The following is a 24,596-nucleotide window of genomic DNA, read 5'->3' as shown; positions in this document are numbered from 1 at the left end:
AGAAAGATGCACTACTTATGAATAATAATAAATTTGAAAAATCTTTAGACAACACTACTTTTTTAAGAGTTAGAAAGTGGTACTTATTAGCTTTATTAGCTATTGCTTTTTCAATTGTATTTTCTCAAATTTTAATTCAGGTTCATTTAAACTCTCAGTTAAATGATTCTAGAGTCATTAATGTTGCGGGGAGGCAACGTGCTTACAGTCAGAAATTAGTAAAAGATATTTTACTATTAAATAGAATTAGCTCTAAAGAAGATAAAGAACAAATTTTACTTCATACTAAAAAAACGCTAGACGTCTGGAGCTTATCACATAAAGCGCTTCAGTTTGGTAATGACTCTATGGGCATACCCAAAGAGGATAATAAGGATATTTTAACGCTTTTAAAAAAAATTACACCGCATCACACAGCAATGGTAAATGCTGCTAACAATACAATTCAACTTAAATCAGAAGATACTGCTAACCAAGAAGAGAATATTGATGTTCTATTAAAAAATGAACCTATATTTTTAAATATGATGGATACTATTGTAAACAAATATGATAGTATTAGTAAAACACAACTTCAAAAACTAAAGCAAAAAGAGTATTTATTAGTTGCTTTTTCTTTGTTAATTCTTCTGTTAGAAATTCTATTTATTTTTAGACCATTATCTATACAGATACGAAACACTATAGCTAAGCTTTTAAAAAGCAAGATTGAGTCTGAAGAAAACATCTCTAAAATAGAGCAACTATATCAAGAAAAAGAACACTCGCTACAAGAACTACAAGAGCTAAATTTTGTTATAGATAATGCAGCATTGTTTGCTAGCATTAAGAATAATGAAAGTGTTGTTTTTATTAGTAAAAAATTTCAAGACCTTTTAGGGTGTAGTACTCAAGACTTGTCTAAACCGTTATCTGAAATACTTACCATTAACGATGGACAGCAACAGTATTTAAAAGAAGTATTAAGGAATAGCAGAAAAAATATTAGAACTGAAGAAATAAAAATTAGAACTAAAAAGGGGCAAGATATTTGGTTAGATATGTCTATAATTCCGCTTCATCAATCTTCTACAAAACAAAGTATTTTGATTTTATGTTCTGATATTACAGAACGCATAGAAAATCAGCAAAAATTAGAACAATTAACCAAGCAAAATTTTGAAGACAAAATACTTCAAAGAAAATTACAAGCGAGTCAGATTGTAGAAGGACAAGAAGAAGAACGCAAGCGTATTGCTAAAGATATACACGACGGAATAGGACAAATGCTTACTGCTCTTAAGTTTAACATAGAGTCTATAAATCTAGATAATAAAGATAAAACAGAAGAAAAAATAGCATACTTAAAAACGCTTTGCTCAGACCTTATAAAAGGAGTGCGCACAGCTACATTTAACCTTACACCTCCTGAACTTAAAGATCATGGTCTTTTTTCTGCTTTGCAAAAAATGACCGTAGAATTATCTAAACTAACAGGGAAAAATATTCTTTTTGAGAATAAGATAGATAAAAACATTCGTTTTAATTCTCTAGCCGAAACCAATATTTATAGAGTTGCTCAAGAAGCAATAAATAACGCAATAAAATATGCCAATTCTAATTACATTTTACTTAGCATAAACTATAACCAAGGTATACTAAGTGTTTTAATAGATGATGATGGCAAAGGGTTTGATGATACTATTTTACACAAAACACCTAAAAACAATAGCGAAGGTGGTATGGGTCTTTTTTATATGAAAGAACGCATAAATTACATTAACGGACGCTTATTTATAAACTCTACAAAGGATAAAGGAACTAGAGTTACCATAAATTACAAACCAGAAAACACTGCTAAATAACCATAAAACTATTGTTATGAAAATAAGAATTAGAGGAAATTCTATTAGATACAGACTTACCAAAAGCGAAGTAATATCATTTTGTAAAACGGGTTCTTTTGCAGAAAAAACCGAATTTAGTTCCACCCTGTTTTCTTATGAAATACAAACAAAAAAAGGCATTACCAACCTAGAGACCGATTATGACAATAATAAAATAATTATTTTTGTTCCTCAGAGCTACATAAAAGATTGGGCTACAAATACGATTGTTGGTTTTAACAATAACTTTTTAACCAAGGAAGGTAAAGAAATATTTATTTTAGTTGAAAAAGACTTTGTTTGCATGGATGAAACCGTAGAAGACCAGTCTGACAATTACCCAAATCCTAATGCTTAAACAAAATATTTTAAACAAAAAAAGAGTGCCTTACAGCACTCTTTTTTACTAACCAACTAGATACTTAAACCTTCTTAAACACCTCTATTGCTTTTTTTACAGATCCATATTTTTCTAGCATCTGTTTAGCATCATCATAATTAATATGCAACTCTTGCACTAAATAACGCGTACCTCTATCTACAAGTTTTACGTTACTTAATTGCATATTAACCATTTTATTGTCTTCTACTCTGCCAACTTTTATCATTAATGCTGTAGAAATCATATTTAATACAATTTTTTGCGAAGTCCCACTTTTCATCCTTGTACTACCAGTAACAAACTCTGGTCCAACATTTATTTCTAAAGGTATAGAAACCACTTTGGTTAATGGAGAACCTGGATTGTTGGTTACACAAGTTGTTAACAACCCTTTTTCTTTAGCCATAGTAACACCTCCAATGACATAAGGGGTTGTACCAGATGCTGCAATTCCGACAACAACATCGTTGGTTGTAATATTAAATTCTTCCAAGTCTTTCCAAGCTTGATCTAAATTATCTTCTGCATTTTCTACTGCATTTCTTATGGCTTTATCTCCGCCTGCAATAATACCTATTACCCTGTCTTGAATGCCAAAAGTTGGTGGAATTTCCGAGGCATCTAAAATACCCAACCTACCACTTGTACCTGCTCCTATATAAAATAATCTTCCTCCTTTTTTGTAACGATCTGTTATTTTATCTACAAGTTCTGTTATAGACGGAATAATAGCTTTTACAGCATCTGCTATTTTTTGATCTTCATTATTTATACCAACTAAAAGATCGTTGGTATTCATTTTTTCTAATCCGTTGTAATTAGATGGTTGCTCTGTAATTTTAATGTAATTTAACATAAATACCTCTTAATTAATTATGTGTTAATAAAGCTGTAGAATTACATTTATTGCATTACAAAAAACACATTAAAAACTACAACACTTCAATATTTTTACTTCTAAACTCTATTAGTTTATCATCATTAGCGTCTAATTCTGTAATAAGCATATCTATATGCTGAATATCACATATCCTATAACGCTGTTTGGTATTCAATTTTTCAGAAATAACAGGTGCAATTACTTTTCTTGAAGCTTGCATCATCGCTTTTTTCATTTGAACAATCTCCCAATCAAACTCCGTTAAGCCTTCATCTAAATCAATAGAATGTGTTCCTAAAAAACAGATATCAACCTTTATACTATTTAATATATTAACAGCCGCTGCTCCCATTGCTATTTGGGCATCCTTAGCTATTTTTCCTCCAACAAAAATAACCTCTACATTAGGTTTAGACATTAATTGGTTAGCTACAGGCAAACTTGGCGTAAAACAAGTTAAAGTCAAATTGGTAGGTAACATTCTCGCCAACTCCATATTAGTTGTACCACCTGTTAACAATAATACTTGTCCGTTGCGTAAAAGACTTATGCATTTAACTGCTATTTTAGATTTCTTTTCTAGAGAATATACCTCATTAAACTGAAAACTATAGTTATTAAAACCTAAAGAGATTGCACCTCCGTGAACCTTTTTAAGCTTTTTTTCTTTGTGTAATTCCTTTATATCTCTTCTAATAGTATCCATAGATACTTTTAAAAGATCTGCCATATCTGTTAAGAGCACCCTATTGTGCACCCTTACTTCGTTTAAAATAAACTGTTGTCTTTCTTCTTTTAACATATGCAGCAAATATATACAATTAAAAACATTGCTTAAAACTGCAATATAAAAACAATATAACTCACAAAACAGCATAAAATTGCAAAAAATATTGCACATAACGCAATTATTTGCATTTTTTTGCATAAGTTTGAAAAGATTAACAATGAGTTAACTTAATTGACAAGCGTATTAAACAAAGATTTTATATGGCTTTTAAAAGAGTTAAAACAGATTACATAACCCAGAATGCAACCTACTAACTAAAACCAAAAACAATTTAAAACAAACTCTAATTATGAAAAAAGGATTCAAAAAATCAATCTTATTTTTTCTGTTTTTATGTTCCATACAAATGTTTGGACAGACAAAAACAGTTACGGGTGAAGTAGTTGACCCTGATGGAGTACCTCTTCCTGGTGTAAGTATTTTTGTTAAAAACACCAGTAACGGAACTGAATCTGATTTTGATGGAAAATTTTCCATTCAAACTCCAGAAAATGAAAATGCAATTCTTGTTTTCTCTTATTTAGGATATGCAAAACAAGAAATATCTTTAGCTAACAAAAACTTTATTAAAATTACATTACAAGCAGATATTCAAGGTCTGGATGAGGTTGTTCTTGTTGGTTATGGTAATCAAAAGAAAAGAACCGTAACTGGTTCTGTTGCATCTATTAATACAGATGTATTGGCATCTAGACCAATTACAGATGTTGCTAGAGGTTTACAAGGTGTTACACCTGGTTTAACTATTACAACCCCTAGCGGACAAATAGGTACTAACCCAATTATTAAGTTAAGAGGTAATGTTGGCACTTTAGGCACTGGTGGTGGTGCACAACCTCTAATTCTTGTAGACAACGTAGAAATTCCCAGTTTACAATCTATAAACCCAGAAGATATAGATGAGATATCTGTTTTAAAAGATGCTGCTTCTACATCTATATATGGAGCTAGAGGTGCTTGGGGTGTAATATTAATTACAACTAAAAAAGGAAAAAGAAACAAGGCTCCGTCCATAAGTTATTCTAATAACTTTTCTTGGGCTACACCTACCAACACTCCTGAAGTTGCTGGTGCTGCAGATGGTGCAGAAATGGCATTTGCTGCTGTAAACAGAAGAATACCTTCTTTACAATCTTATGGTGTTGTTGGTATGCGTATAGACCAACTTGCTATTGAAAAAATGAGAGAATGGGAACAACTTTACGGAGGCCAAAATCTTGGAAACGAAATGGTAGAAGGTCGCGATTATGAAGTAAGAGATGGTAGTTTGTTCTTTTACAGATCTTGGGACCCAAGAGAGCAGTTTGTTGAAAAATGGGCACCACAACAAAAACACGATTTTTCTTTAACTGGTGGTAGCGAAAAAACAAACTATTACTTAGGGCTAGGATATTTAGATCAAGGCGGTGTTTACAAAACAAACCCAGATAAATACCAACGTTACAACCTAAACCTTAGTGTAAACTCTACAATTAATGACTGGGTAGATGTTAGAGCTAAAGTATTACATAGTAACTCTACAACAACTGAACCTTTTAAATATGGTTCTGCTACATATGATGCTTGGTTTTACACAAGTAGATGGCCTGCTTTTTACCCTTATGGCACAGTAGACGGCAAACCTTTTAGAAATCATATTTCTGAGGTAGAACAAGCTAATATGAACGAAACTAACTATTCTTTATCTAGAATTAACTTAGGTACAACTTTAAAGCCTATTAAAGATTTAGCTATTAATTTTGATTTTACACACGATAGAGTTGAAGAACACGAAAAACAAGTTGGCGGTACACTTTACGCATATAACTTTTGGGGACAAGGAGCAGATTTTTCTTATGTACCATACAGTAGCTCTGCTTATGACCGTGTACAATATAACTCTGATTGGAGCAGAAGAAACACTGCTAAAGCATACCTAAATTATGATAAAGAATTTAACGACCATAAGTTTAAATTCACTTTTGGTGGTGATATGGAAGATTATGAATATTGGTTTCATTACTCGCAAAGAAGAGAATTACTTAACCCGGACCAAGGTGAATTAGCTTTAGCTACAGGAGACCAATTTGTTGGTGGAGATAGAGACAAATGGACTACTTTAGGTTTCTTTGGACGTGTTAACTACTCTTATAAAGATAAACTACTCTTAGAAGTTAATGCTCGTTATGATGGCTCTTCTAGATTATCATCAGATAAAAAATGGGGCTACTTCCCTTCTGTTTCTGCTGGTTATGTTTTAACTGAAGAAGATTTTATGCAGAAATTAGATCCAACTTTATCATTCTTAAAGTTTAGAGGTTCTTATGGTTCTGTTGGTAACCAAAACACATATTTATCTAGTATTTACAGAATTATGTCTTCTACATCTTCTAGCTGGTTAATAGACGGGCAAAATCAGCTTACAGTAGGTACTCCCGGTGCTTTACCATCTTCATTAACATGGGAAACTATTACAACCTTAGATTTTGGTTTAGACGCAAAATTCTTCAACAATAAATTAGGATTAACTTTTGACTGGTACAAGAGAACGGTTAGCGATATGCATAGCTCTGGTGTAACATTACCAAGTACTTTTGGTACATCTTCACCAAGAAGAAATTTTGGAGAAATGCAAACTAACGGTTGGGAACTAGCATTAGATTACAACCATCAATTTGATAATGACTTACGTATAAACGCAACAGCAACCTTATCAGACTTTACAGAGAAAATAACAAAATACTCTAACACAACTAAAAGCATTTACTCTAACTACGAAGGAAAAGTTTTAGGTGAAATTTGGGGGTACGAAACGGATAGATTCTTTACTGAAGATGACTTTAATGCTGATGGATCTTATGTTGCTGGCGTACCTAATCAAGACATTTACGAAACAAACGGATGGTTTAAATACGGTCCTGGAGATATTAAATATAAAGATACTAATGGTGATGGTGTTATTGACTATGGTTCTAATACTGTAGGAGATTCGGGAGATATGAAGGTGATTGGTAACACCACTCCAAGGTATCAATACAGCATACAATTAGGAGCAGACTGGAAAGGGTTTGATTTAAATATGTTTATGCAAGGTGTTGGTAAAAGAGATTTTTGGGCAAACGGACCTGTGTTTATTCCTGGATATAGGTATGCAGAAGCTTGGTATGATCATCAGTTAGATTACTGGACACCAGAAAACACAAATGCATATTACCCTAGACCAAATGACCAACAACAGAGTAACTCGCAAATGAACTTTTTACCACAAACCAAGTACTTATTAAATATGTCTTATTTACGTATGAAGAACATAACACTTGGATACTCTTTTCCTGAATCTGTTATAAAAAAGATGAGATTAAACAGGCTAAGATTATATGTAAGTGGAGAAAACTTATTTGAAATTAGCGGAGTACAAATTCCTGTAGATCCTGAGGTAGATTATACTAATGCAGGAACTAATGATACATCTACTTTTGGTAGAGTATATCCTTTTAGAAGAAGCTATTCACTTGGACTTCAAATATCTCTATAAATTTTAAAACTAAAAAAATGAAAGTAACAAATAAATTAATACTGCTTTTTCTTTGCATTATTGCGTTTGTAGGGTGTGAAGATGATTTTCTAGATGTTCCGCCACAAGATTTACTTGTAGATGAAACATATTGGACTAGTGAAGGAAATGTAAAAGCTTTTGCTTTTGGATTTTACAATGGATACTTTAAAGGGTATGGCTCTAGCTATACTTGGGGTGACTATTTTTCTGGACAATCTTTAAATGATGATTTTGCTTCTACAAACCCTGCTCGTTTTACACAACAAGTACCAACTTCTGGTGGCGGCTGGGGATTTGGATGGGTACGTAAGGCAAATATTTTTATAGACAGAGTGCAAACAGTGCCTATGGAACAAGAAGCTATAAATCACTGGACAGGTATTGGTCGCTTTTTTAGAGCACTAGAATACCACGACTTAACTAGTCGTTTTGGAGATGTACAATACTACGATAAAGAAGTATCTGAAAATGATAACGAACAACTTTACAAGAAAAGAGACGAGCGTACATTTGTAATGGATAAAGTTCTTGAAGACTTACAATATGCTGCAGATAACGTTAGATCTTCTGTAGACGATAATGGCTTAGAAGTGAATAAGAATGTTGTTTTGGCTTTTATGTCGCGTATTATGTTGTATGAAGGTACTTGGCAAAAATACCACGAAAACAATGATGCTAAAGCTTTAGAATATTTAACAGCTTCAAAATGGGCTGCTAATGAAGTAATAAGCTCTGGCGCATATAGTTTAGGTAATTATAGAGAAGTTTTTAACTCTTTAAGTTTATCTGGCAATCCAGAGGTTATTCTTTATAAAGAATACCAAGAAGGCTTAATTACACACGCACTAAACAGCTATAATAATAAAGAACCACAAACAGGTGTTTCTAGAAATGCTATTAATACTTACTTAGCTAATGACGGATTACCAATAGGTATCTCTACTGTTTATGAAGGCGACCAAGGAATTGATAAGATTATGGCAAACAGAGATCCAAGAATTTATGAAACTTTTGTGTCTTCTGAACTACGTATAAACGGTATTGCATCTAACCATTCTTCTTCTGGTTTTGCTACACATAAATTTTTAAACGAAGCTATTAAAGATGATCCTATTGGGAGCTCTAACTTAAACCCAACAGATGCACCTATTATTCGCTATGGAGAAGTTTTAGTAAACTACGCAGAAGCTGCTGCAGAAATTGGTACTCTTGGTGGGGCTGCATTATCACAAGCAGATTTAGACAAGTCTATTAACGTATTAAGAGATCGTCCAGGAATTGCTATTCCACATTTAGAAGTAAATGGAGATTCTCCTGCGGTTGCTGGTGTTACTTACGATGATCCAAACAGAGATTCTAGCGTACCTTCTTTACTTTGGGAAATTAGAAGAGAAAGAAGAACGGAATTAATGATGGAAGGTTTTAGATTAGATGATCTAAAAAGATGGAAAAAATTAGAATATGTAGATATGGTTAACAATCCTGAAATTAATCAAGGTGCCTACATAGTAAAAGCAGATTACCCAGGTGCAGATCTAGCTGAAATTACACTAACAAACGGAGATGAAGGATACATTGTACCTGCTTCTGCTGCTGCATCTTTACGTGTTTTTGACGACCCTAAAGTTTATCTTAGTCCACTTCCTTTAGATCAAATAACTTTATACCAAGATCAAGGAGTAGAATTAGAGCAAAACCCAGGTTGGTAAATAAATAATTATAGTGTTTTTAGTTTTTCAAAAAAAGTTCTTCAGGTTTACTTCTGGAGGACTTTTTTAATACCCAATATATGTTTTACAAACAAACCAATAAACCTTCAAAAATTATGCATCATCTTTTACGTTGCTTTTTTATCTTATCAATTACATCATTTTTTATAAGTTGTAAATCAAACCAAAATTTAGCCATTTACAATAAAACACCATTAGGCAAAAACAATAAAGCTGTTAAATGGGATGCAAAAACACCTTATAATATTGAAGAGTTTAGAGCTGCTTGGGTTGCTACTGTAGCTAATATTAACTGGCCAAGCAAACCAGGTTTATCAATTTACGAACAACAAAAAGAAGCTTTAGCTCTTTTAGATTACCTAAAAGATCATAATTTTAATGCTGTAGTTTTCCAGGTAAGACCACAAGCAGACGCTCTTTACAAAAGTAATATAGAACCTTGGTCTTATTACCTTACAGGAGAACAAGGCAAAGCACCAGAGCCTTTTTACGATCCTCTGCAATTTTGGATTTACGCAGCTCACGAAAGAGGCTTAGAGTTGCACGCTTGGCTAAACCCATACAGAGCACACCATACACAAGGCGGAGATATTACAAAAACATCTGTAGTTAAAACAGATCCTAATTTAGTTGTGGAATTAGAGAATGGTATGTATTGGATGGATCCATCACTAAAAGAAACTCAAGACAGATCTTTAGCTGTTGTCATGGATATTGTAAATAGGTATGAAGTAGATGGAATACATTTTGATGATTATTTTTATCCGTACGATTCTTATAATAATGGCAAAGATTTTCCTGATTCTAAAAGCTGGAACATATACACCAAAAATGGCGGAAAACTATCTAAGTCTGATTGGAGAAGGCAAAGCGTAAATACCTTTATTAAAAATGTATATACGGGAATTAAAAAAAGTAAGCCGCACGTAAAATTTGGTTTAAGTCCGTTTGGTATTTGGAGACCTGGATACCCAGAGTCTGTCGTTGGTTATGATCAATATGAAAAACTGTATGCAGATGCTAAACTTTGGATTAATGAAGGATGGGTAGATTACTTTACACCTCAACTATACTGGACAACCAATAAAATAGGACAAAGTTTTCCTGAGTTGTTAGGTTGGTGGCAAACAGAGAATACCAAACAATTACATTTATGGCCTGGCATAAAAGTTGATTTGGGTGGCACTAAAGAAAATTTAGACGAAGTTTTTAATCAGATTATGATTACTAGGGGTATGCTACCAAAAAGCAAAGGCACAGTACACTGGAGCATTGGACCACTTATTAAATATGACACATTATCTAAAGGTCTCTTGGCCAATCCTTACAAAAACAAAACACTTGTTCCTGCATCTCCTTGGCTAGACAACACACCTCCCTTACAACCCATAGTTACAACTAAAAAACAGCAAAACTCATTAAATATTAGCTGGACACACAATAGCAATACAGACGTATTTAGATGGGTGCTATACTATAAAAGAAGTGGCAAAAAATGGGAGCATACTATCTTAAATAGAAGAGCTACAAATTACAAATTGCCTTTGTTTTTAAAAGACACTGAAAATCCTATTTCAAAAATTGGATTAACCGCTGTAGATAGAACCGGAAATCAAAGTGAATTTTTTGAAATTAATATTGATTAAAAAAAAGATATGACTCCTTTAATAGTTTTTAGCGTAATTACAGGGTATTTTGGATTGTTAATGCTTATTAGTTATTTAACTTCTAGGAAATCTGATAACGATACATTTTTTACAGGAAATAGACAGTCACCCTGGTACTTAGTTGCCTATGGTATGGTTGGCGCATCTTTATCTGGTGTAACATTTATTTCTGTTCCGGGAGAGGTTTCTAATCTTGGGTGGACATATCTTCAGTTTGTACTAGGTAATATTGTTGGCTATGTTGTAATTGCTTTTGTACTAATCCCTTTATTTTACAGGTTAAATCTTATTTCAATCTATGAATATTTAAAAGATCGTTTTGGTTTAAAGTCATACAGAACAGGAGCTTCATTTTTTTTAATATCACAAACAATAGGTGCTTCGTTTAGGTTATTTTTAGCAGCTATTGTTTTACAAATTGCTTTTTTTAACTCTTTCGGAATTCCTTTTTGGGTAACGGTCCTTGTAACAATTTCTCTAATATGGTTATATACATTTAGAGGAGGTATTAAAACAATTGTATGGACAGACACTATACAAACTACTTTTTTATTACTAGCAGTAACCATTAGCATTTTTGTTATCCTTAGTCAACTAGACTTAAGTATTAACGATACATTTAAACTAGTTAGTTCTAGTCCTAAATCTAATTTATTTGAATGGAATTGGCTATCTGACAGAAATTTCTTTAAAACCTTTACTGCTGGTGTTTTTATCACCATTGCTATGAACGGCTTAGACCAAAATGTAATGCAAAAAAACCTTACTTGTAAAAGTATAAAAGACGCACAAAAGAACATACTTTGGTTTTCTGTTACATTTTTACTTTCTACTATTTTGTTCTTAATTTTAGGTGTTTTATTGTATCAATATGCTACAGCAAATAATATAGCAATTCCAGAACGCACAGATGATCTTTACCCATTACTTGCTTTAAATTATTTTGGCTTATTAGCAGGCATTGTTTTTCTACTAGGTATTATAGCTGCTGCTTTCTCTAGTGCAGATTCTGCCCTTACCGCACTAACAACTTCTTTTTGCATAGATATATTAAGTCCTAAAAAAACCAAAACTGTAAAAAAGAGAACAAGACTATATGTACACATTGGTTTTACATTACTAATGTTTTTAGTTATTATTATTTTTAATGCGTTTAATGACACTAGTGTTGTTAGCGCTGTTTTTAAAGTTGCTGGCTTTACTTATGGTCCTATTTTAGGCCTATATGCTTTTGGCTTAATAACAAAGAAAAAAGTAAAAGACAAACTTGTACCTTTAGTATGTATTATTGCCCCAATACTATCTATAATATTAAACTATAATTCAGAAAAATGGTTTAACGGTTTTAAGTTTGGTTTTGAAATTTTACTCGTAAATGCATTCTTAACTATGCTAGGCTTATTCATTATTTCCAAAAAAACTATTCTGCCTTTACATATAATACACAAAAAATGAAAATAAAAATTATAACAACAGTATTGCTTTTACTAGGTCTAAGCACACTGGTAAGAGCTCAAGAAAAAACTACATCTCCAGAGTTTTTAAAATACACCAATAGTAAATGGGTAGACTCTGTAATGAAAAGTTTAACTCCTAAAGAAAAAATTGGACAGCTTATGTTTGTAGCTGCTTATTCTAATAAAGGAAAAGAACATGAGATAGAAATTTTAGACTTAATAAAAAAATGGAACATAGGTGGCTTAGTGTTTTTTCAGGGAGACCCTGTTACTCAAGTAAGACAAATGAATATGTACCAGAAGCAAGCAAAAACACCTCTTCTTGGAGCTATAGATGCAGAATGGGGTTTAGGTATGCGTTTAGATAGTACTATTAGCTATCCCTACCAAATGGCATTAGGTGCCATAGAAGATAATACGCTAATTTACAATCTAGGTGTTGAGGTTGCTAGGCAAATAAAGAGTACTGGTCTACACTTAAACTTTGCTCCTGTTGCAGATGTAAATAACAATCCTGAAAATCCTGTTATTAACTATCGTTCTTTTGGAGAAAACAAATACAAAGTTGCTCAAAAAAGTGTTGCTTATATGCAAGGTATGCAAGACGCTGGTCTATTAACAACAGCAAAGCATTTTCCTGGTCACGGGGATACTAACACAGATTCTCACTATAATTTACCTCAAATAAATCATTCTTTAGAACGATTAAATAACTTAGAATTATACCCGTTTAAGGAACTTATAAACGCAGGTATAAATGGTATTATGGTTGCACATTTAAATATTCCTGCTTTGGATGCTTCTGGAAAACCCTCTACATTATCTAAAGCTATTGTTACAGATTTACTACAAGACAGACTTGGCTTTAAGGGCTTAATTATTACCGACGCAATGCGTATGAAAGGGGTTACCAACAACAATAAGCCTGGTATTGTAGACAAGGAAGCTGTGTTAGCGGGTAACGATGTTTTAGAGTTAACACAGGATGTTGCTAAAGCTATATTAGAAATTGAAAATGCCGTAAAAAAGAAAGTAATTTCTCAGGTAGATATAGATAATAGGGTTCGAAAAATATTAGCAGCTAAACAATGGGCAAAACTTAACCACTACAGCTCTACTCCTAGCAAAGAATTAATTAAAGATTTAAATAGTCCAAAAGCAAACCTACTAAAAAGGCAGCTTGTAGAAGCTTCTTTAACAGTCATTAAAAATGATGATACTATTATCCCTCTAAAAAAATTAGACACCTTAAATATTATGTCTATCTCTATAGGTGATACAACAAAAACTGTTTTTCAAAAAAGTTTAAGCCTGTATACTAAAATAAACCATTTTAACTTAGGTAATAATGCTGATGCCGCAATAATTAGCACGCTAAAAAAAGAAATTGAAAAGCATAATTTATTAATAGTAGGCATACACGACTCTAGTGCTTTTCCAAAAAATAAAATAGAATTTTCTAAAGCATTAACTGAGTTTGTAGAAAATTTACCTTCTAGAAAAACAATAGTATCATATTTTAAAAATCCATATTCAATTTCTAAAATTAAAAACATTGAAGAGGTTAAAGGCATTGTTCTAACGTATCAAGACAATAACATTACACAAGATATTGCAGCACAGTTAATATTTGGTGGAGTTTCTGCAAATGGAAAATTACCAATTAGTATTGGCTCTAAATTTAAATCTGGAGACGGCATAACTACTTCTAAAAAAATAAGATTTAAATACACATTACCAGAAGATGCAGGTCTAAATTCTAAAATATTAAACTCTAGAATAGACTCTTTAGTACAACAGGCTATCGCTAACAAAGCAATTCCAGGCGCACAAGTACTTGTTGCAAAAAACGGTAAAGTTGTTTTACACAAGGCCTACGGAACTCACATATATAGTGACACTACAAAAGTAAACCTTTCTAATATTTATGATATAGCTTCAGTAACTAAGATCTCTTCTGCATTGCCAGCTCTTATGCAATTACAAGATCTAAATAAATTTGATGTAGAAAATACTATTGATGACTACTTACCTTATTTTAAAGGTTCTAACAAAGCGGATATTTCTCTAAAACAGATACTAACACACCAAGCTGGTTTTTCTCCTTGGATACCATATTGGCAAAAGACTTTGCGTAAAAACGGAAGCTACAAATGGAATACTATAAAAAAAGATTCCTCTGCACGTTTTCCTTTAAAAATTACCTACAATATGTGGTTGCACCATAACTACAAAAAGAAAATCTTTAAAGCGATAAAAAAATCACCTGTTAGTGATGTAAAAAAATACAAATATTCTGGATTGCTATTTTACCTACTTCCTACTATGGTTGAAAAAATAACCAATACAAATTTTGTAGATTATGTAAATGCTAATTTTTATAATAAACTAGGAGCTACAACGCTAACCTACACACCGTCCAAAAAGTTTAATAACAGTTCTATTATACCTACAGAGAACGACTATTTATTTAGACACAACCCTATACATGGAACAGTACATGACGAAGGCGCTGCTATGATGGGCGGCATATCTGCAAATGCAGGCCTATTTTCTAATGCTAATGACTTAGCCAAGTTAATGCAGATGTATTTAAATATGGGCACATATGGTAATGAAGAATACATTTCTTCAAAAACATTAAAACAATATACTAGCGTTCAGTTCCCTGAAAACAATAACCATAGAGGAATTGGTTTTGACAAGCCTTATTTGACTTATAAAGGAGAAAACAGCAATACTGCTAAAGATGCAAGTAAAGAAAGTTTTGGGCATACAGGGTTTACTGGTACAATGGTCTGGATGGATCCAATTAATGATGTTCTTTTTATTTTCTTATCAAATAGGGTAACACCAACTAGAGATAATAGAAAGTTATATACATTAAATACAAGAACCAATATACAGCAAGTTATTTATGACGCTATGCAATAAGTATTAAACAAAAAAAAGAGTGCCTTACAGCACTCTTTTTTACTAACCAACTAGATACTTAAAATTAACTAATTTTCTTTATCTTCTTCAAACTCTGTTTCTGCAACACCAGTTTTAGTAGTATTTATATCTCTAAACTTTAAGCTAGGTTTTTTGCCATCAAAATCAAAAACTAAGATTTCTTTAGATTGCATAAACTCTAAGCTATTAAAACTATTAAATTTATTATTTTGTAATTGTAATACTTGTAAGTTTACCAACTGTCCAAATTCCTGAGGAATATCTCCCATTAATTGGTTATTAGCAATAACAAGTTCTTTTAATTCTACTAGGTTGCCTAATTCTTTAGGTACAAAACCTACTAATGTATTTTCAAAAAGCCCCAGACTTTCTAACTTAGATAAACTTCCTAATTCATCTGGAATTATACCTGTTAATTTATTGCTAGACACATTAAGCGCTTTTAGCTTACTTAACTTACCTACACTTTTAGGAATTTCGCCATCTATAAGGTTATTAAAAAGAACCAAGGTTTCTAAGTTTTCTAAATCACCTAATTTCTCTGGCAATTTACCCGTTAACCTATTCATTTCTAAATGCAAGTTCTTTAACTGCTTTAGCTTTGTAATTGTAGAAGGTATTTCTCCGTTTATTTTGTTAAAAGCTAAATTTAAATCTTGTAAACTTTTAAGTTTATTTATAGTTTTAGGTAAGCTTCCTTCTAAATTATTTCTAAATAAGTTAATACCCACAATGTGGTTATCTTCAACTTTTACACCTTTCCATGTAGAAACTGGTTTATCTAGATCCCATTTAATTGTCCACTCATTACCATTAGTAGCGTTATACAAATCTACTAATACTTCTTTTTCCTTAGGTGCCACTTGTCCGGATACTGTCTGGACCGCAATGGCTATAAATGCTACAAATGTGTAAGTAAAATTCCTTTTCATGTCTATACTGGTTAGCTTATATTATGACACAAAGAGAAGCTAATTATAGACCATTGGCAAAATTATTAGATGAACTACAGACAGTTAACCGGTTTTTGTTGTGAAAGTCGCTTTTCTTGTGGTTTAGCTAATTCACTTACATACATTAATTTGTCTTACAAATCTTCTAAGTTTAAAGTTAAGTCTTCCCAAGAAGCCATTAGTTCTTTTAATTTCTTCTTTTTAGCTTCGTATTTGCTAAAGAAATCTGGCTGAGCAATGGTTGCTTCATACTCTAATAAAAGGCCTTGATCTATTTTTTTAATTTCACTTTCTAATGAAGAAATTTCACTCTCTACATTACTAAGTTTATTTTTTAAAGATTTTATTTTTTTCTGATCTTTATAATCAACCTTCTTATCTTCTTCTTTCTTAACTTCTTTTTTAACTTTTGTTTTTTTCTCTATTGCTCTAAAGTTTTCTGCCTTACGTTGGTTTAAGTAATAATCTATATCACCTAAATACTCTCTAATTTTTTGATCTTTAAACTCATATACCTTATTGGTTAAACCTTGTAAAAAGTCTCTATCATGAGATACAAGAATTAATGTACCTTCAAAATTTTGCAATGCTTGCTTTAAAACATTTTTAGATTTTATATCTAAGTGGTTGGTTGGCTCATCCATTACCAACACATTTAAAGGCTGTAATAACATTTTAGCTAACGCCAAACGGTTACGCTCACCACCAGATAATACTCTTACGTATTTATCTACATCGTCTCCTCTAAACAAAAAAGAGCCTAATATATCTCTAACCTTACTTCTGTTTGTTTCATTAGCAGCATCTATCATAGTATCTAAAATGGTTTTTGTACCATCTAAATACTCTGCTTGGTTTTGCGCAAAATATCCTATTTGTACATTATGCCCTAATTTAAGGTGACCTGTATATTCTATATCACCCACCATTATTTTGGCTAAGGTAGATTTACCTTGACCGTTTTGACCAACAAAAGCTGTTTTACTATCGCGCTCAATTAATAAATCTATATTATTTAAGACTTTTTTATCGCCGTAATTTTTAGATAAGCCTTCAATCTCAGCAATTATTTTACCTGGTGTTATAGAGATAGGAAAACGTAGATTCATAACACTATTGTCATCTTCATCTACTTCTATCCTGTCTATTTTATCTAGTTTTTTAATTAGAGATTGCGCCATAGTTGCTTTAGATGCTTTTGCTCTAAACTTTTCTATTAACTTCTCTGTTTGTTGTATTTGTTTTTCTTGGTTCTTCTGTGCGCTTAACTGCTGTGTTTTTAACTCGTTACGCTGCACCAAGTATTCTGAGTACGGTTTGTTGTAATCATAGATTCGACCTAAAGAAATTTCTATTGTTCTATTGGTTACATTATCTAAAAACATTTTATCATGCGATACTATAACAACAGCTCCGGTATAACCTTTTAAAAATTGCTCTAACCATATAATAGATTCTATATCTAAGTGGTTAGTAGGCTCATCTAACAATAATACATCGTTAGTTTGCAATAGAAGCTTAGCTAGTTCTATACGCATACGCCATCCTCCAGAGAAAGTCTCTGTCTTTTTATCAAAATCTTCTCTGCTAAAACCTAAACCTTGTAAAACCTTTTCTGTTTCACCTTGGTAATTGTAACCTCCTAAAATTTCGTAATGATGTGTTATATCATTTAAATCTATAATAAGCTGACTGTAACTTTCACTTTCGTAATCTGTACGTTCTGCTAATTGATGATTTATTTCGTCTAACTTTTGCTCCAACGCTTTAATTTCTTCAAACGCTTGGTAAGACTCTTCTAAAACAGACCTACCTTCTACAAAGTCTATATCTTGTTTTAAAAAACCAATCTTTACATCTTTATCTGCTGCAATTGTGCCGCTATCTATTGGCATTTCTTTAGATAGTAATTTTAATAGTGTAGATTTTCCTGCACCATTTTTTCCTATCAGTCCAACACGATTTCCTGGATTAAGTCTAAAAGAAATTTCTTCGAACAAAAATTCACCTCCAAAAGAGACAGATAGATTATGAATATTTAGCATATTTTATGACAATTGTTAGCTTATAAGATGTATCAAAATGATAACTTTACAAAAAGTTTTTGCAAATGTTAAAAAAAGGAAACAAACTCTACAGTATTTTAACAGGAAGTTGTCCAAAATGCCACTTAGAAAGCATGTATAAGGATAAAAACCCATACAGAATGGCGAATATCTTTGATATGCACGAGCGTTGTTCTCATTGCAACACTAAATATAAAATGGAACCTTCCTTTTTTTATGGCGCAATGTACGTTAGTTATGGCGTTGGAATAGCATTTGCCGTAGCTGCTTTTTTTATTTCCTTTATTTTTATAGAAACTAGCCTTTTAGTTACCTTTATTTGCATTGTTGTTACTTTAATTGGCTTTATGCCTGTAATAATGAGGCTATCTCGTAATATATGGATTAATATGTTTATGCATTATGATAAAGATGCTGCTACAAAATTTAAGAAACAGATTTAAGATACCTTTTTATAAAACGTTTACAATCTATTTCTGACCTCAGCGGTTCCTTATTTTCTATAAAATTATACAATTGTTGGGCTGCATATGGCCCAGCCATAACCCCTCTAGATCCAAAACCATTTAAAACATACAAGTTTTTATGTTTAGGATGTTCACCTACCAATGGTTTACGATCTGCAACTGTTGGCCTAACACCAGCCTTATGATCTACAACTTCATAACTACACTTTAAAAAAGTATTTAATTTGGTCAACAACTCTTCTTTAGCTGTTTCAGATACGTTGTTTGTTTTGTCGTCCCGGTTATAAGTAGCTCCTACCCTATATAAATGGTTACCCATTGGTATTATAAAGACTGATGATTTTACAACACTGTTCTCTTTTAAATCTGGTGCTTTTATAGTTAAAAGCTCACCCTTAGTACCATTTAATGGCAAATAATTAAAAAACGGATTACTTTTTAAACCAAAACCAGTAGCAAAAACTATTTTTTCCGCTTTAATGCCTTTGTATGTTACTCCATTTTTTTCAATTTGCAGAGCATCAAAATCAAACGTTTCTTGTAGTATAGCTTCTTTATTAATTAGGTAATTTTTATAGGCTAATAAAAGCTCCTTTGTATCTATTCTACCTGTATCTAAAACTTCTCCGTATCCAAAAGGTGCATCTATGTTAGCGTTATTATTTTGAAGAATTTTTTGAGACAAAAAATAATGAAGATTAGGTTTATCTAAAGCTTCAAACCACATATTTTGTTCTTCTACAGATGCAAACCTGCGCACTACAGGTATTTTATAATCTAATTGTACTTGCAGTTTTTCTTCTAACCTTTTGTAGAATGGCAAAGCTAGGTCTAATTGCTCTTTAGCGTTCCAAGCTAGTGTAAATCGTTTTAAAATAACAGGGTTATATAATCCGCCAGCAACTACAGAAGATGTCTGTGAGTTATCTGCAACCACCTTAAAACTCTTACTGTTCTGCTCTAGAGTTTCACAAAAAGAAATACCAGCCAAACCAAGACCTATAACTAAATAATTTACCATATGGCAAAAGTAGATAAAGTAGCTTAATTTATGACATAAAAAAACTCCCTAGGATAAAAATCCTAGGGAGTCTGCTTATATTATTGAATTGGAATTCTAAAGCATATTTAATAGCTCCACATATCTTGTTCTCTGTCTCTAATAACCTCTTTAATTCTTTTAGATTCTAGTAACTGAAACAATGCATTATCCGAGATGTAATCTTTAATTTTACGATCTCCGTGTACATTTTCTTCTTTATAAATTGTTGCCTGAAATCTTCTAGAATTCAACAACATATCAAAAGAAATTGGACTTGCAGAATTTCTTTGGTTAAAAACTTTTGCTGTGTGTAAAATTTCTCTAGCATCTGGATACCATACCCAGAAAAGAGGAATTTTGTTACCATCCATCTCTACAGAATCATCATCTATAAAGTTAACATCTGGTGCTACTGGAGCAATACCTAACAAACGGTATTTTAATTCACCTTGTCTTTTATCAAAATACCACATTCCTTTAATTAGGTATTCTTCTAAATCCGCAGCTACTAAATCTCTTTTGTTAATATACTCTTCTGATACTGTTTCACCAGCGTTGTATTGATCGTAACCGTAATCTGTAGTATCTATTTTTTGCATAGACGCTTTAAGATCACTTAACTTTCTTTTTTCTGTGAAATAAGAATCTGCATAAACTTCTAAATCACCACTCTTAATAGCTTTCATTAAAACATGGTATAAAGATCTTCTGTCTTTACCTATGTCTATAGTATCTATTGGGTAATATAAAGGAAAGTTTACACGTTCATCTAAATCTATAACTTCCCATATAGTAGTAGACCATAAAACATCTCTGTCGTCTACATAACCATATCTTAATGGTCCGTCATTGTCTTTTTTAATTTGTGCTTCGGTTTTTACTCCGATTTCATCAGGGTTTTTAGCATTCAATACATTTGATTGTGCCATAGCAGATAATGAAGACACTGCCATAAATCCTACTACTAAAATGTTTTTCCAATTCATCATTTAAATAATTTTATTTTGAAGCTATAAGTAAGTTGCCATTTTGCAACAGCAACTTACTGTTTAGTTTCATTTATCCTAGTTTGTAATTTCTACAAGTACACTAGAAACTTTCTTTAATCTGTAACTCTTGTTATTTGTAATATAAGCTTGGATATTAAATATCTGAACCATATCACCTCTTTTTGCTCTTTTTAATGCAGATTTAGCTCTTGCGTCTAATTTTCTACCATTAACTCTTATTGTTGGTTGCCCAGGAACTTTAAAGCTGAATCCGCTAACTCCAATGTTTAAATCGAAATCGAAATCATCTAATATTGCACCTATTGTAGACACTTCTAAGTTTGCACGTGGCATTTTAACGCTACCAGTTTCTCCTCTAATAGAACCTGTTGGACTTGGAATATCTTTAATTCTGAAGTCAGAAGAAGAACTAACTGGCTTACCATCAGGCAATGTACCAGAAGCTGTAATCTTAACTGTTCTACCAGAACCTGGCGTCATAACATACTTACTACCACTTACCGACTTTAAACCTGGAGCAGAAGCTCTTACTTTATTGTTTGGTATACCTGGTATAGATATTGTCATTGGGTTTGCAACACCACGATAAACAACGTTCATCTTATCTGCTGCAATTAAAGCTGCACTTGGCTTAGATATAGTTGCAAAAGAATTTTTAACCTCTACAGGAACTTCTTCACCATCTTGCTTAAAGAAAAGTGTACCTGCTATTTCATGATCTCCTGGATTACCAGCACCAATTAACATTTTTACACCTCCAGCTTCAAGCTCATAATCTGTACCTTCTTTTAATTTTCTACCATCTAATGTTAATTCTGCTCTTTCTGGAGTAGAAGAATCATCAGTTTTGCTGATAATAATTTTACCATCGTACTTTTCACCTGCATAGAATGCTGATTTAGATCCAAAAAGTGATGTTTTAAATTTCTTTAAAGAAACTTGATCTGTTAAATTACCTTCTAACATTGCTTTTAAAGCATCTTCTTCAGTAGACTTAATATCAGACTGTAAAGCAGTAATTTTAGTTAAAGAAGCTATTAAAGGAAAACCTTCATAATGGTAGTTAATCCAATCTTGCTTAGTTTTATCTTTTTTCTCTACTTTACCATTAGCATCACCAGTTTCAAACCTAGCAACAACTGCTCCTTTTAATCTTTCTGGTACTAATTTAGATATCTGAGAACGGTAATCATTAATTCTTTTCATGAATTCTTTACCACCTTCTGCTAAGTTTTCACCACTAAAGAATTTTTGATCTAAATAATCTGACTTATCCATTACCTGGTAGTCTGTAGGATCTTCAACTCCTTTAGTCATCTCTGCTTTAAGACCTTCTAAATAGTCATAATACTCTTGAGATATTTTTTGTACCTGTTGTGCTTTTTTGTAATCTTCAGCATACTTTGCTGCATTCTCTTCTGCCTTTGTTCCAAGACCTTCTAAGAAAGCTACATTGTTTTCTGTTGATTTTTTGTTAGAAGCTTCCATCTTTACATTCATTAAGCCGAATGCAGCTAGAACTTCTTTACTCATATTTAACGCCAGCATACAAATGAACACTAAGTACATTAAGTTTACCATTTTCTGACGTGGTGACTGTTTTCCTCCTGCCATGTTTTCTACTAAATTTTAGTTAATAATTAGATTTGGGGTTATTAGTATTAACTAATTAGTTTTTGCTCATTGCAGATAACATACCTCCGTAAACTCCGTTTAACGAAGATAAATTTGTCGCTAAAGATTCCATTTGATCTTTTAATGCTGAAGAGTTTTGTACTACTTCTTCATTAATAGATGCCTGTCTACTAGCACTTTCTAATTGTACTTTGTATAAGCTATTTAAAGATTCCATTTGTGAAGCAGCTTGTACCATTTCATCAGAATACTTTCTTGTAGATTCCATTGCATCAACTGTTGGTGCAATTCCTTTTGCAGCTCCTTCAAAGTTCTTAATGCTACTACCTAAGCTTCCCATTAATTCTGCATCTACACCAGCTTCTTTTAACATAGAATCTAATTTCTTAGATAAAGATGCTTCTGCTTCTTTTACTTCTAAACTATCATTTTTCTTTTTAACTGATGTTTCACCACCTGCTAATTCTGGATATACTAGAGACCAGTCTAATTCGTCATCTAAAGGCTCAAATGCGCTAATTGCAAAAATAAGTGCCTCTGTAATAAGACCAATTGCAAGTAAAACACCACCGTTTAAAGGTCCAAGTTCCCAGTGAAGAATTTTGAATAACGCTCCAATAATAACGATTGACGCTCCTAGGCCATAGGCCATATTAAATAATTTCTTTGTTGATTTTGATTGTGCCATAATTTAAATTTTAATTTGGGTTTATTAATTATAAGTATTTAGGGTTAAATTTATTCGGTTAATTAATCGGTAGAATCTTCTTCTCCCATATAATCTTGTACAGTTCTAAAGCCAATATAACTACGAGCTGAATCTCTGTATTCATAATCTCTTGTAGATACTTGTAAGAAGTAAGCAACATCTTTCCAAGAACCACCACGTATTACTCTTCTTGCATTACCACTATCTCCTCCGTTAGGATTCATTGTAGAAACAAAATCGTAAGTACTTGGATCGTAGCTAGAGCTTGTCCATTCAGACACGTTACCAGCCATATTATACAAGTTAAAGTCGTTAGGCTCATAAGATTTAGCCTCTACTGTATATAATGCTGCATCTGCAGCGTAATCTCCTCTTTGTGGTTTAAAGTTTGCCATATAGCAACCTGTATCACTAATTACATAAGGACCACCCCAAGGATACATACCACTTTCGATACCACCTCTTGCAGCATACTCCCATTCTGCTTCTGTTGGTAATCTAAATTTGTTTACTGGTTGTTTTCCTCTACTCTTTTGGTCATCGTTCTTTAATTTTGTTCTCCAGTTACAGAAAGCTGTTGCTTGGTCCCAAGTTACACCTACTACAGGGTACTCGCTATAAGCATCATGCCAAAAATAATCGTTGTGCATTGGCTCGTTGTAAGAGTATTCAAAATCTTTAATCCAAACAGTAGTATCTGGATATATAGGCAATTCTGTTTGCTTAATAAAGTCTTTTCTACTTCCTGTCTTAGATCTAGCAGCTGCGTCTATATCCATCCAGCTGTACTTATATTTAAGTTGCGTAACATCTATAGTACGTTGTCCATTGTATGCTTCCTCTTCAGGAATATATAATTTATCCATAACTTCTACATAGTACTCATCTGGATATTCAGAAGTGTCCCAAATAAGATCTTCATCTTTATTTAGAGCTCTACCTTCGTATCCTAATGGCCCACCACCTCCGTAGTTATCCATCATATATTTATCGTACTCAGACATTTTAGTTGTATCTGCATCTTTAAATGCATACTCACCAATACCACCATCTTCAGGGCTTAAACCTAACTCATCTGCTAATATTGCCAATTTGGTTCTTGTAATAGAATCTTTAACCCATTCTACAAACTGACGATACTCACTATTTGTTATTTCAGTATCATCCATATAAAAAGAAGTTACTGTAACTGTTTTAGTAGGCGCGTTTAAAACCTGCGCTTGGTCTTCTTCTGACTTACCCATGATAAAAGACCCTCTAGGGATCAATTCCATTCCGTAAGGTTTTTCCGGATACCATTTTTTTCCTTGGGCTCCTACCAATTCTCCTTTTGTTCCTGACTTACCGCAACTGCCAAGTAAAAGAACAAATCCCATGGACATTAACAATAGTTTCTTCATAATTATAGGTTAAATTTCGATTTAAGATATTTAGTTCTTAATCACATATATTC

The 24,596-nt window shown here is 32.5% G+C and carries 17 protein-coding genes; 8 read left to right on the top strand and 9 right to left on the bottom strand.

The genetic code is table 11. The features are described 5' to 3' along the window. The first annotated feature begins 17 nt into the window (after positions 1 to 17). Positions 18 to 1,844 (top strand): PAS domain-containing sensor histidine kinase, encoded by a 1,827-nt coding sequence (locus BT107_RS14915; RefSeq protein ID WP_072304637.1) that lies wholly within the window; start codon positions 18 to 20, stop codon positions 1,842 to 1,844. A 16-nt stretch (positions 1,845 to 1,860) separates the two neighbouring features. Then, a complete protein-coding gene (locus tag BT107_RS14910; RefSeq protein WP_072304636.1) occupies positions 1,861 to 2,223 on the top strand; it encodes a DUF7009 family protein in 363 nt (120 codons plus the stop codon). A 64-nt stretch (positions 2,224 to 2,287) separates the two neighbouring features. Here the strand turns inward: BT107_RS14910 and BT107_RS14905 are convergent, their stop codons facing one another. Both BT107_RS14905 and BT107_RS14900 read right to left on the bottom strand, forming a co-directional pair. Further along, positions 2,288 to 3,103, bottom strand: a complete 816-nt coding sequence (locus tag BT107_RS14905) for an N-acetylmuramic acid 6-phosphate etherase (RefSeq protein ID WP_072304635.1) — start codon at positions 3,101 to 3,103, stop codon at positions 2,288 to 2,290. Between the two features lie 76 nt (positions 3,104 to 3,179). Then, positions 3,180 to 3,929, bottom strand: a complete 750-nt coding sequence (locus BT107_RS14900; RefSeq protein WP_072304634.1) for a DeoR/GlpR family DNA-binding transcription regulator — start codon at positions 3,927 to 3,929, stop codon at positions 3,180 to 3,182. Positions 3,930 to 4,206: 277 nt separating this feature from the next. Here BT107_RS14900 and BT107_RS14895 point away from each other — a divergent pair, with 277 nt between their 5' ends. The 5 genes from BT107_RS14895 to BT107_RS14875 all read left to right on the top strand — a co-directional run bounded on the left by BT107_RS14895 (position 4,207) and on the right by BT107_RS14875 (position 15,240). Then, a complete protein-coding gene (locus BT107_RS14895; protein WP_072304633.1) occupies positions 4,207 to 7,431 on the top strand; it encodes a SusC/RagA family TonB-linked outer membrane protein in 3,225 nt (1,074 codons plus the stop codon). Between the two features lie 17 nt (positions 7,432 to 7,448). After that, a complete protein-coding gene (locus BT107_RS14890; RefSeq protein WP_072304632.1) occupies positions 7,449 to 9,161 on the top strand; it encodes a RagB/SusD family nutrient uptake outer membrane protein in 1,713 nt (570 codons plus the stop codon). A gap of 116 nt (positions 9,162 to 9,277) precedes the next feature. Beyond that, positions 9,278 to 10,828, top strand: coding sequence for a glycoside hydrolase family 10-like protein (locus BT107_RS14885; protein WP_072304720.1), 1,551 nt, complete (start codon positions 9,278 to 9,280; stop codon positions 10,826 to 10,828). A 9-nt stretch (positions 10,829 to 10,837) separates the two neighbouring features. After that, complete coding sequence (locus BT107_RS14880; RefSeq protein WP_072304631.1) at positions 10,838 to 12,304, top strand: sodium:solute symporter; 1,467 nt, start codon at positions 10,838 to 10,840, stop codon at positions 12,302 to 12,304. Next, positions 12,301 to 15,240: a serine hydrolase domain-containing protein gene (locus tag BT107_RS14875; protein WP_072304630.1), complete on the top strand. Its 2,940-nt coding sequence runs from the start codon at positions 12,301 to 12,303 to the stop codon at positions 15,238 to 15,240. The genes BT107_RS14880 and BT107_RS14875 overlap by 4 nt, the downstream gene beginning before the upstream one ends. 68 nt (positions 15,241 to 15,308) lie before the next feature. Here BT107_RS14875 and BT107_RS14870 read toward each other — a convergent pair whose 3' ends face one another. Both BT107_RS14870 and BT107_RS14865 read right to left on the bottom strand, forming a co-directional pair. After that, positions 15,309 to 16,193: a leucine-rich repeat domain-containing protein gene (locus BT107_RS14870; RefSeq protein WP_072304629.1), complete on the bottom strand. Its 885-nt coding sequence runs from the start codon at positions 16,191 to 16,193 to the stop codon at positions 15,309 to 15,311. 155 nt (positions 16,194 to 16,348) lie between these two features. Next, entirely contained in the window at positions 16,349 to 18,259 is a 1,911-nt protein-coding gene (locus BT107_RS14865; RefSeq protein WP_072304628.1) for an ABC-F family ATP-binding cassette domain-containing protein, read from the bottom strand. Between the two features lie 65 nt (positions 18,260 to 18,324). Between BT107_RS14865 and BT107_RS14860 the strand changes: the two genes are divergently transcribed. Continuing rightward, positions 18,325 to 18,723: a DUF983 domain-containing protein gene (locus tag BT107_RS14860; protein ID WP_072304627.1), complete on the top strand. Its 399-nt coding sequence runs from the start codon at positions 18,325 to 18,327 to the stop codon at positions 18,721 to 18,723. Here BT107_RS14860 and BT107_RS14855 read toward each other — a convergent pair. The 5 genes from BT107_RS14855 to porK form a co-directional block, all read right to left on the bottom strand. Further along, entirely contained in the window at positions 18,707 to 19,768 is a 1,062-nt protein-coding gene (locus BT107_RS14855; RefSeq protein ID WP_072304626.1) for an NAD(P)/FAD-dependent oxidoreductase, read from the bottom strand. The genes BT107_RS14860 and BT107_RS14855 overlap by 17 nt on opposite strands. Before the next feature lie 107 nt (positions 19,769 to 19,875). Further along, positions 19,876 to 20,775: a type IX secretion system ring subunit PorN/GldN gene (gene porN / locus BT107_RS14850; protein WP_072304625.1), complete on the bottom strand. Its 900-nt coding sequence runs from the start codon at positions 20,773 to 20,775 to the stop codon at positions 19,876 to 19,878. 78 nt (positions 20,776 to 20,853) lie between these two features. Then, the gene (gene porM, locus BT107_RS14845; RefSeq protein WP_072304624.1) at positions 20,854 to 22,413 is read right to left on the bottom strand and encodes a type IX secretion system motor protein PorM/GldM; all 1,560 of its coding nucleotides are present in this window, start codon (positions 22,411 to 22,413) and stop codon (positions 20,854 to 20,856) included. Between the two features lie 55 nt (positions 22,414 to 22,468). Then, positions 22,469 to 23,122: a type IX secretion system motor protein PorL/GldL gene (gene porL / locus BT107_RS14840; protein ID WP_072304623.1), complete on the bottom strand. Its 654-nt coding sequence runs from the start codon at positions 23,120 to 23,122 to the stop codon at positions 22,469 to 22,471. 62 nt (positions 23,123 to 23,184) lie between these two features. Next, the gene (porK, locus tag BT107_RS14835; protein WP_072304622.1) at positions 23,185 to 24,543 is read right to left on the bottom strand and encodes a T9SS ring complex lipoprotein PorK/GldK; all 1,359 of its coding nucleotides are present in this window, start codon (positions 24,541 to 24,543) and stop codon (positions 23,185 to 23,187) included. Between the last annotated feature and the right edge of the window lie 53 nt (positions 24,544 to 24,596).

The sequence above is a fragment of the Cellulophaga fucicola genome (assembly GCF_900119145.1).
Lineage (GTDB): Bacteria > Bacteroidota > Bacteroidia > Flavobacteriales > Flavobacteriaceae > Cellulophaga > Cellulophaga fucicola.
Note: the sequence above shows the minus strand (reverse complement) of the source record. Positions and strands in the feature narration are given on the sequence as shown.

Coding starts and splice junctions, on each gene's coding strand:
- BT107_RS14915 (WP_072304637.1), top strand. CDS start 18: ATGAATAATAATAAATTTGAAAAATCTTTAGACAACACTACTTTTTTA.
- BT107_RS14910 (WP_072304636.1), top strand. CDS start 1,861: ATGAAAATAAGAATTAGAGGAAATTCTATTAGATACAGACTTACCAAA.
- BT107_RS14905 (WP_072304635.1), bottom strand. CDS start 3,103: ATGTTAAATTACATTAAAATTACAGAGCAACCATCTAATTACAACGGA.
- BT107_RS14900 (WP_072304634.1), bottom strand. CDS start 3,929: ATGTTAAAAGAAGAAAGACAACAGTTTATTTTAAACGAAGTAAGGGTG.
- BT107_RS14895 (WP_072304633.1), top strand. CDS start 4,207: ATGAAAAAAGGATTCAAAAAATCAATCTTATTTTTTCTGTTTTTATGT.
- BT107_RS14890 (WP_072304632.1), top strand. CDS start 7,449: ATGAAAGTAACAAATAAATTAATACTGCTTTTTCTTTGCATTATTGCG.
- BT107_RS14885 (WP_072304720.1), top strand. CDS start 9,278: ATGCATCATCTTTTACGTTGCTTTTTTATCTTATCAATTACATCATTT.
- BT107_RS14880 (WP_072304631.1), top strand. CDS start 10,838: ATGACTCCTTTAATAGTTTTTAGCGTAATTACAGGGTATTTTGGATTG.
- BT107_RS14875 (WP_072304630.1), top strand. CDS start 12,301: ATGAAAATAAAAATTATAACAACAGTATTGCTTTTACTAGGTCTAAGC.
- BT107_RS14870 (WP_072304629.1), bottom strand. CDS start 16,193: ATGAAAAGGAATTTTACTTACACATTTGTAGCATTTATAGCCATTGCG.
- BT107_RS14865 (WP_072304628.1), bottom strand. CDS start 18,259: ATGCTAAATATTCATAATCTATCTGTCTCTTTTGGAGGTGAATTTTTG.
- BT107_RS14860 (WP_072304627.1), top strand. CDS start 18,325: ATGTTAAAAAAAGGAAACAAACTCTACAGTATTTTAACAGGAAGTTGT.
- BT107_RS14855 (WP_072304626.1), bottom strand. CDS start 19,768: ATGGTAAATTATTTAGTTATAGGTCTTGGTTTGGCTGGTATTTCTTTT.
- porN (WP_072304625.1), bottom strand. CDS start 20,775: ATGAATTGGAAAAACATTTTAGTAGTAGGATTTATGGCAGTGTCTTCA.
- porM (WP_072304624.1), bottom strand. CDS start 22,413: ATGGCAGGAGGAAAACAGTCACCACGTCAGAAAATGGTAAACTTAATG.
- porL (WP_072304623.1), bottom strand. CDS start 23,122: ATGGCACAATCAAAATCAACAAAGAAATTATTTAATATGGCCTATGGC.
- porK (WP_072304622.1), bottom strand. CDS start 24,543: ATGAAGAAACTATTGTTAATGTCCATGGGATTTGTTCTTTTACTTGGC.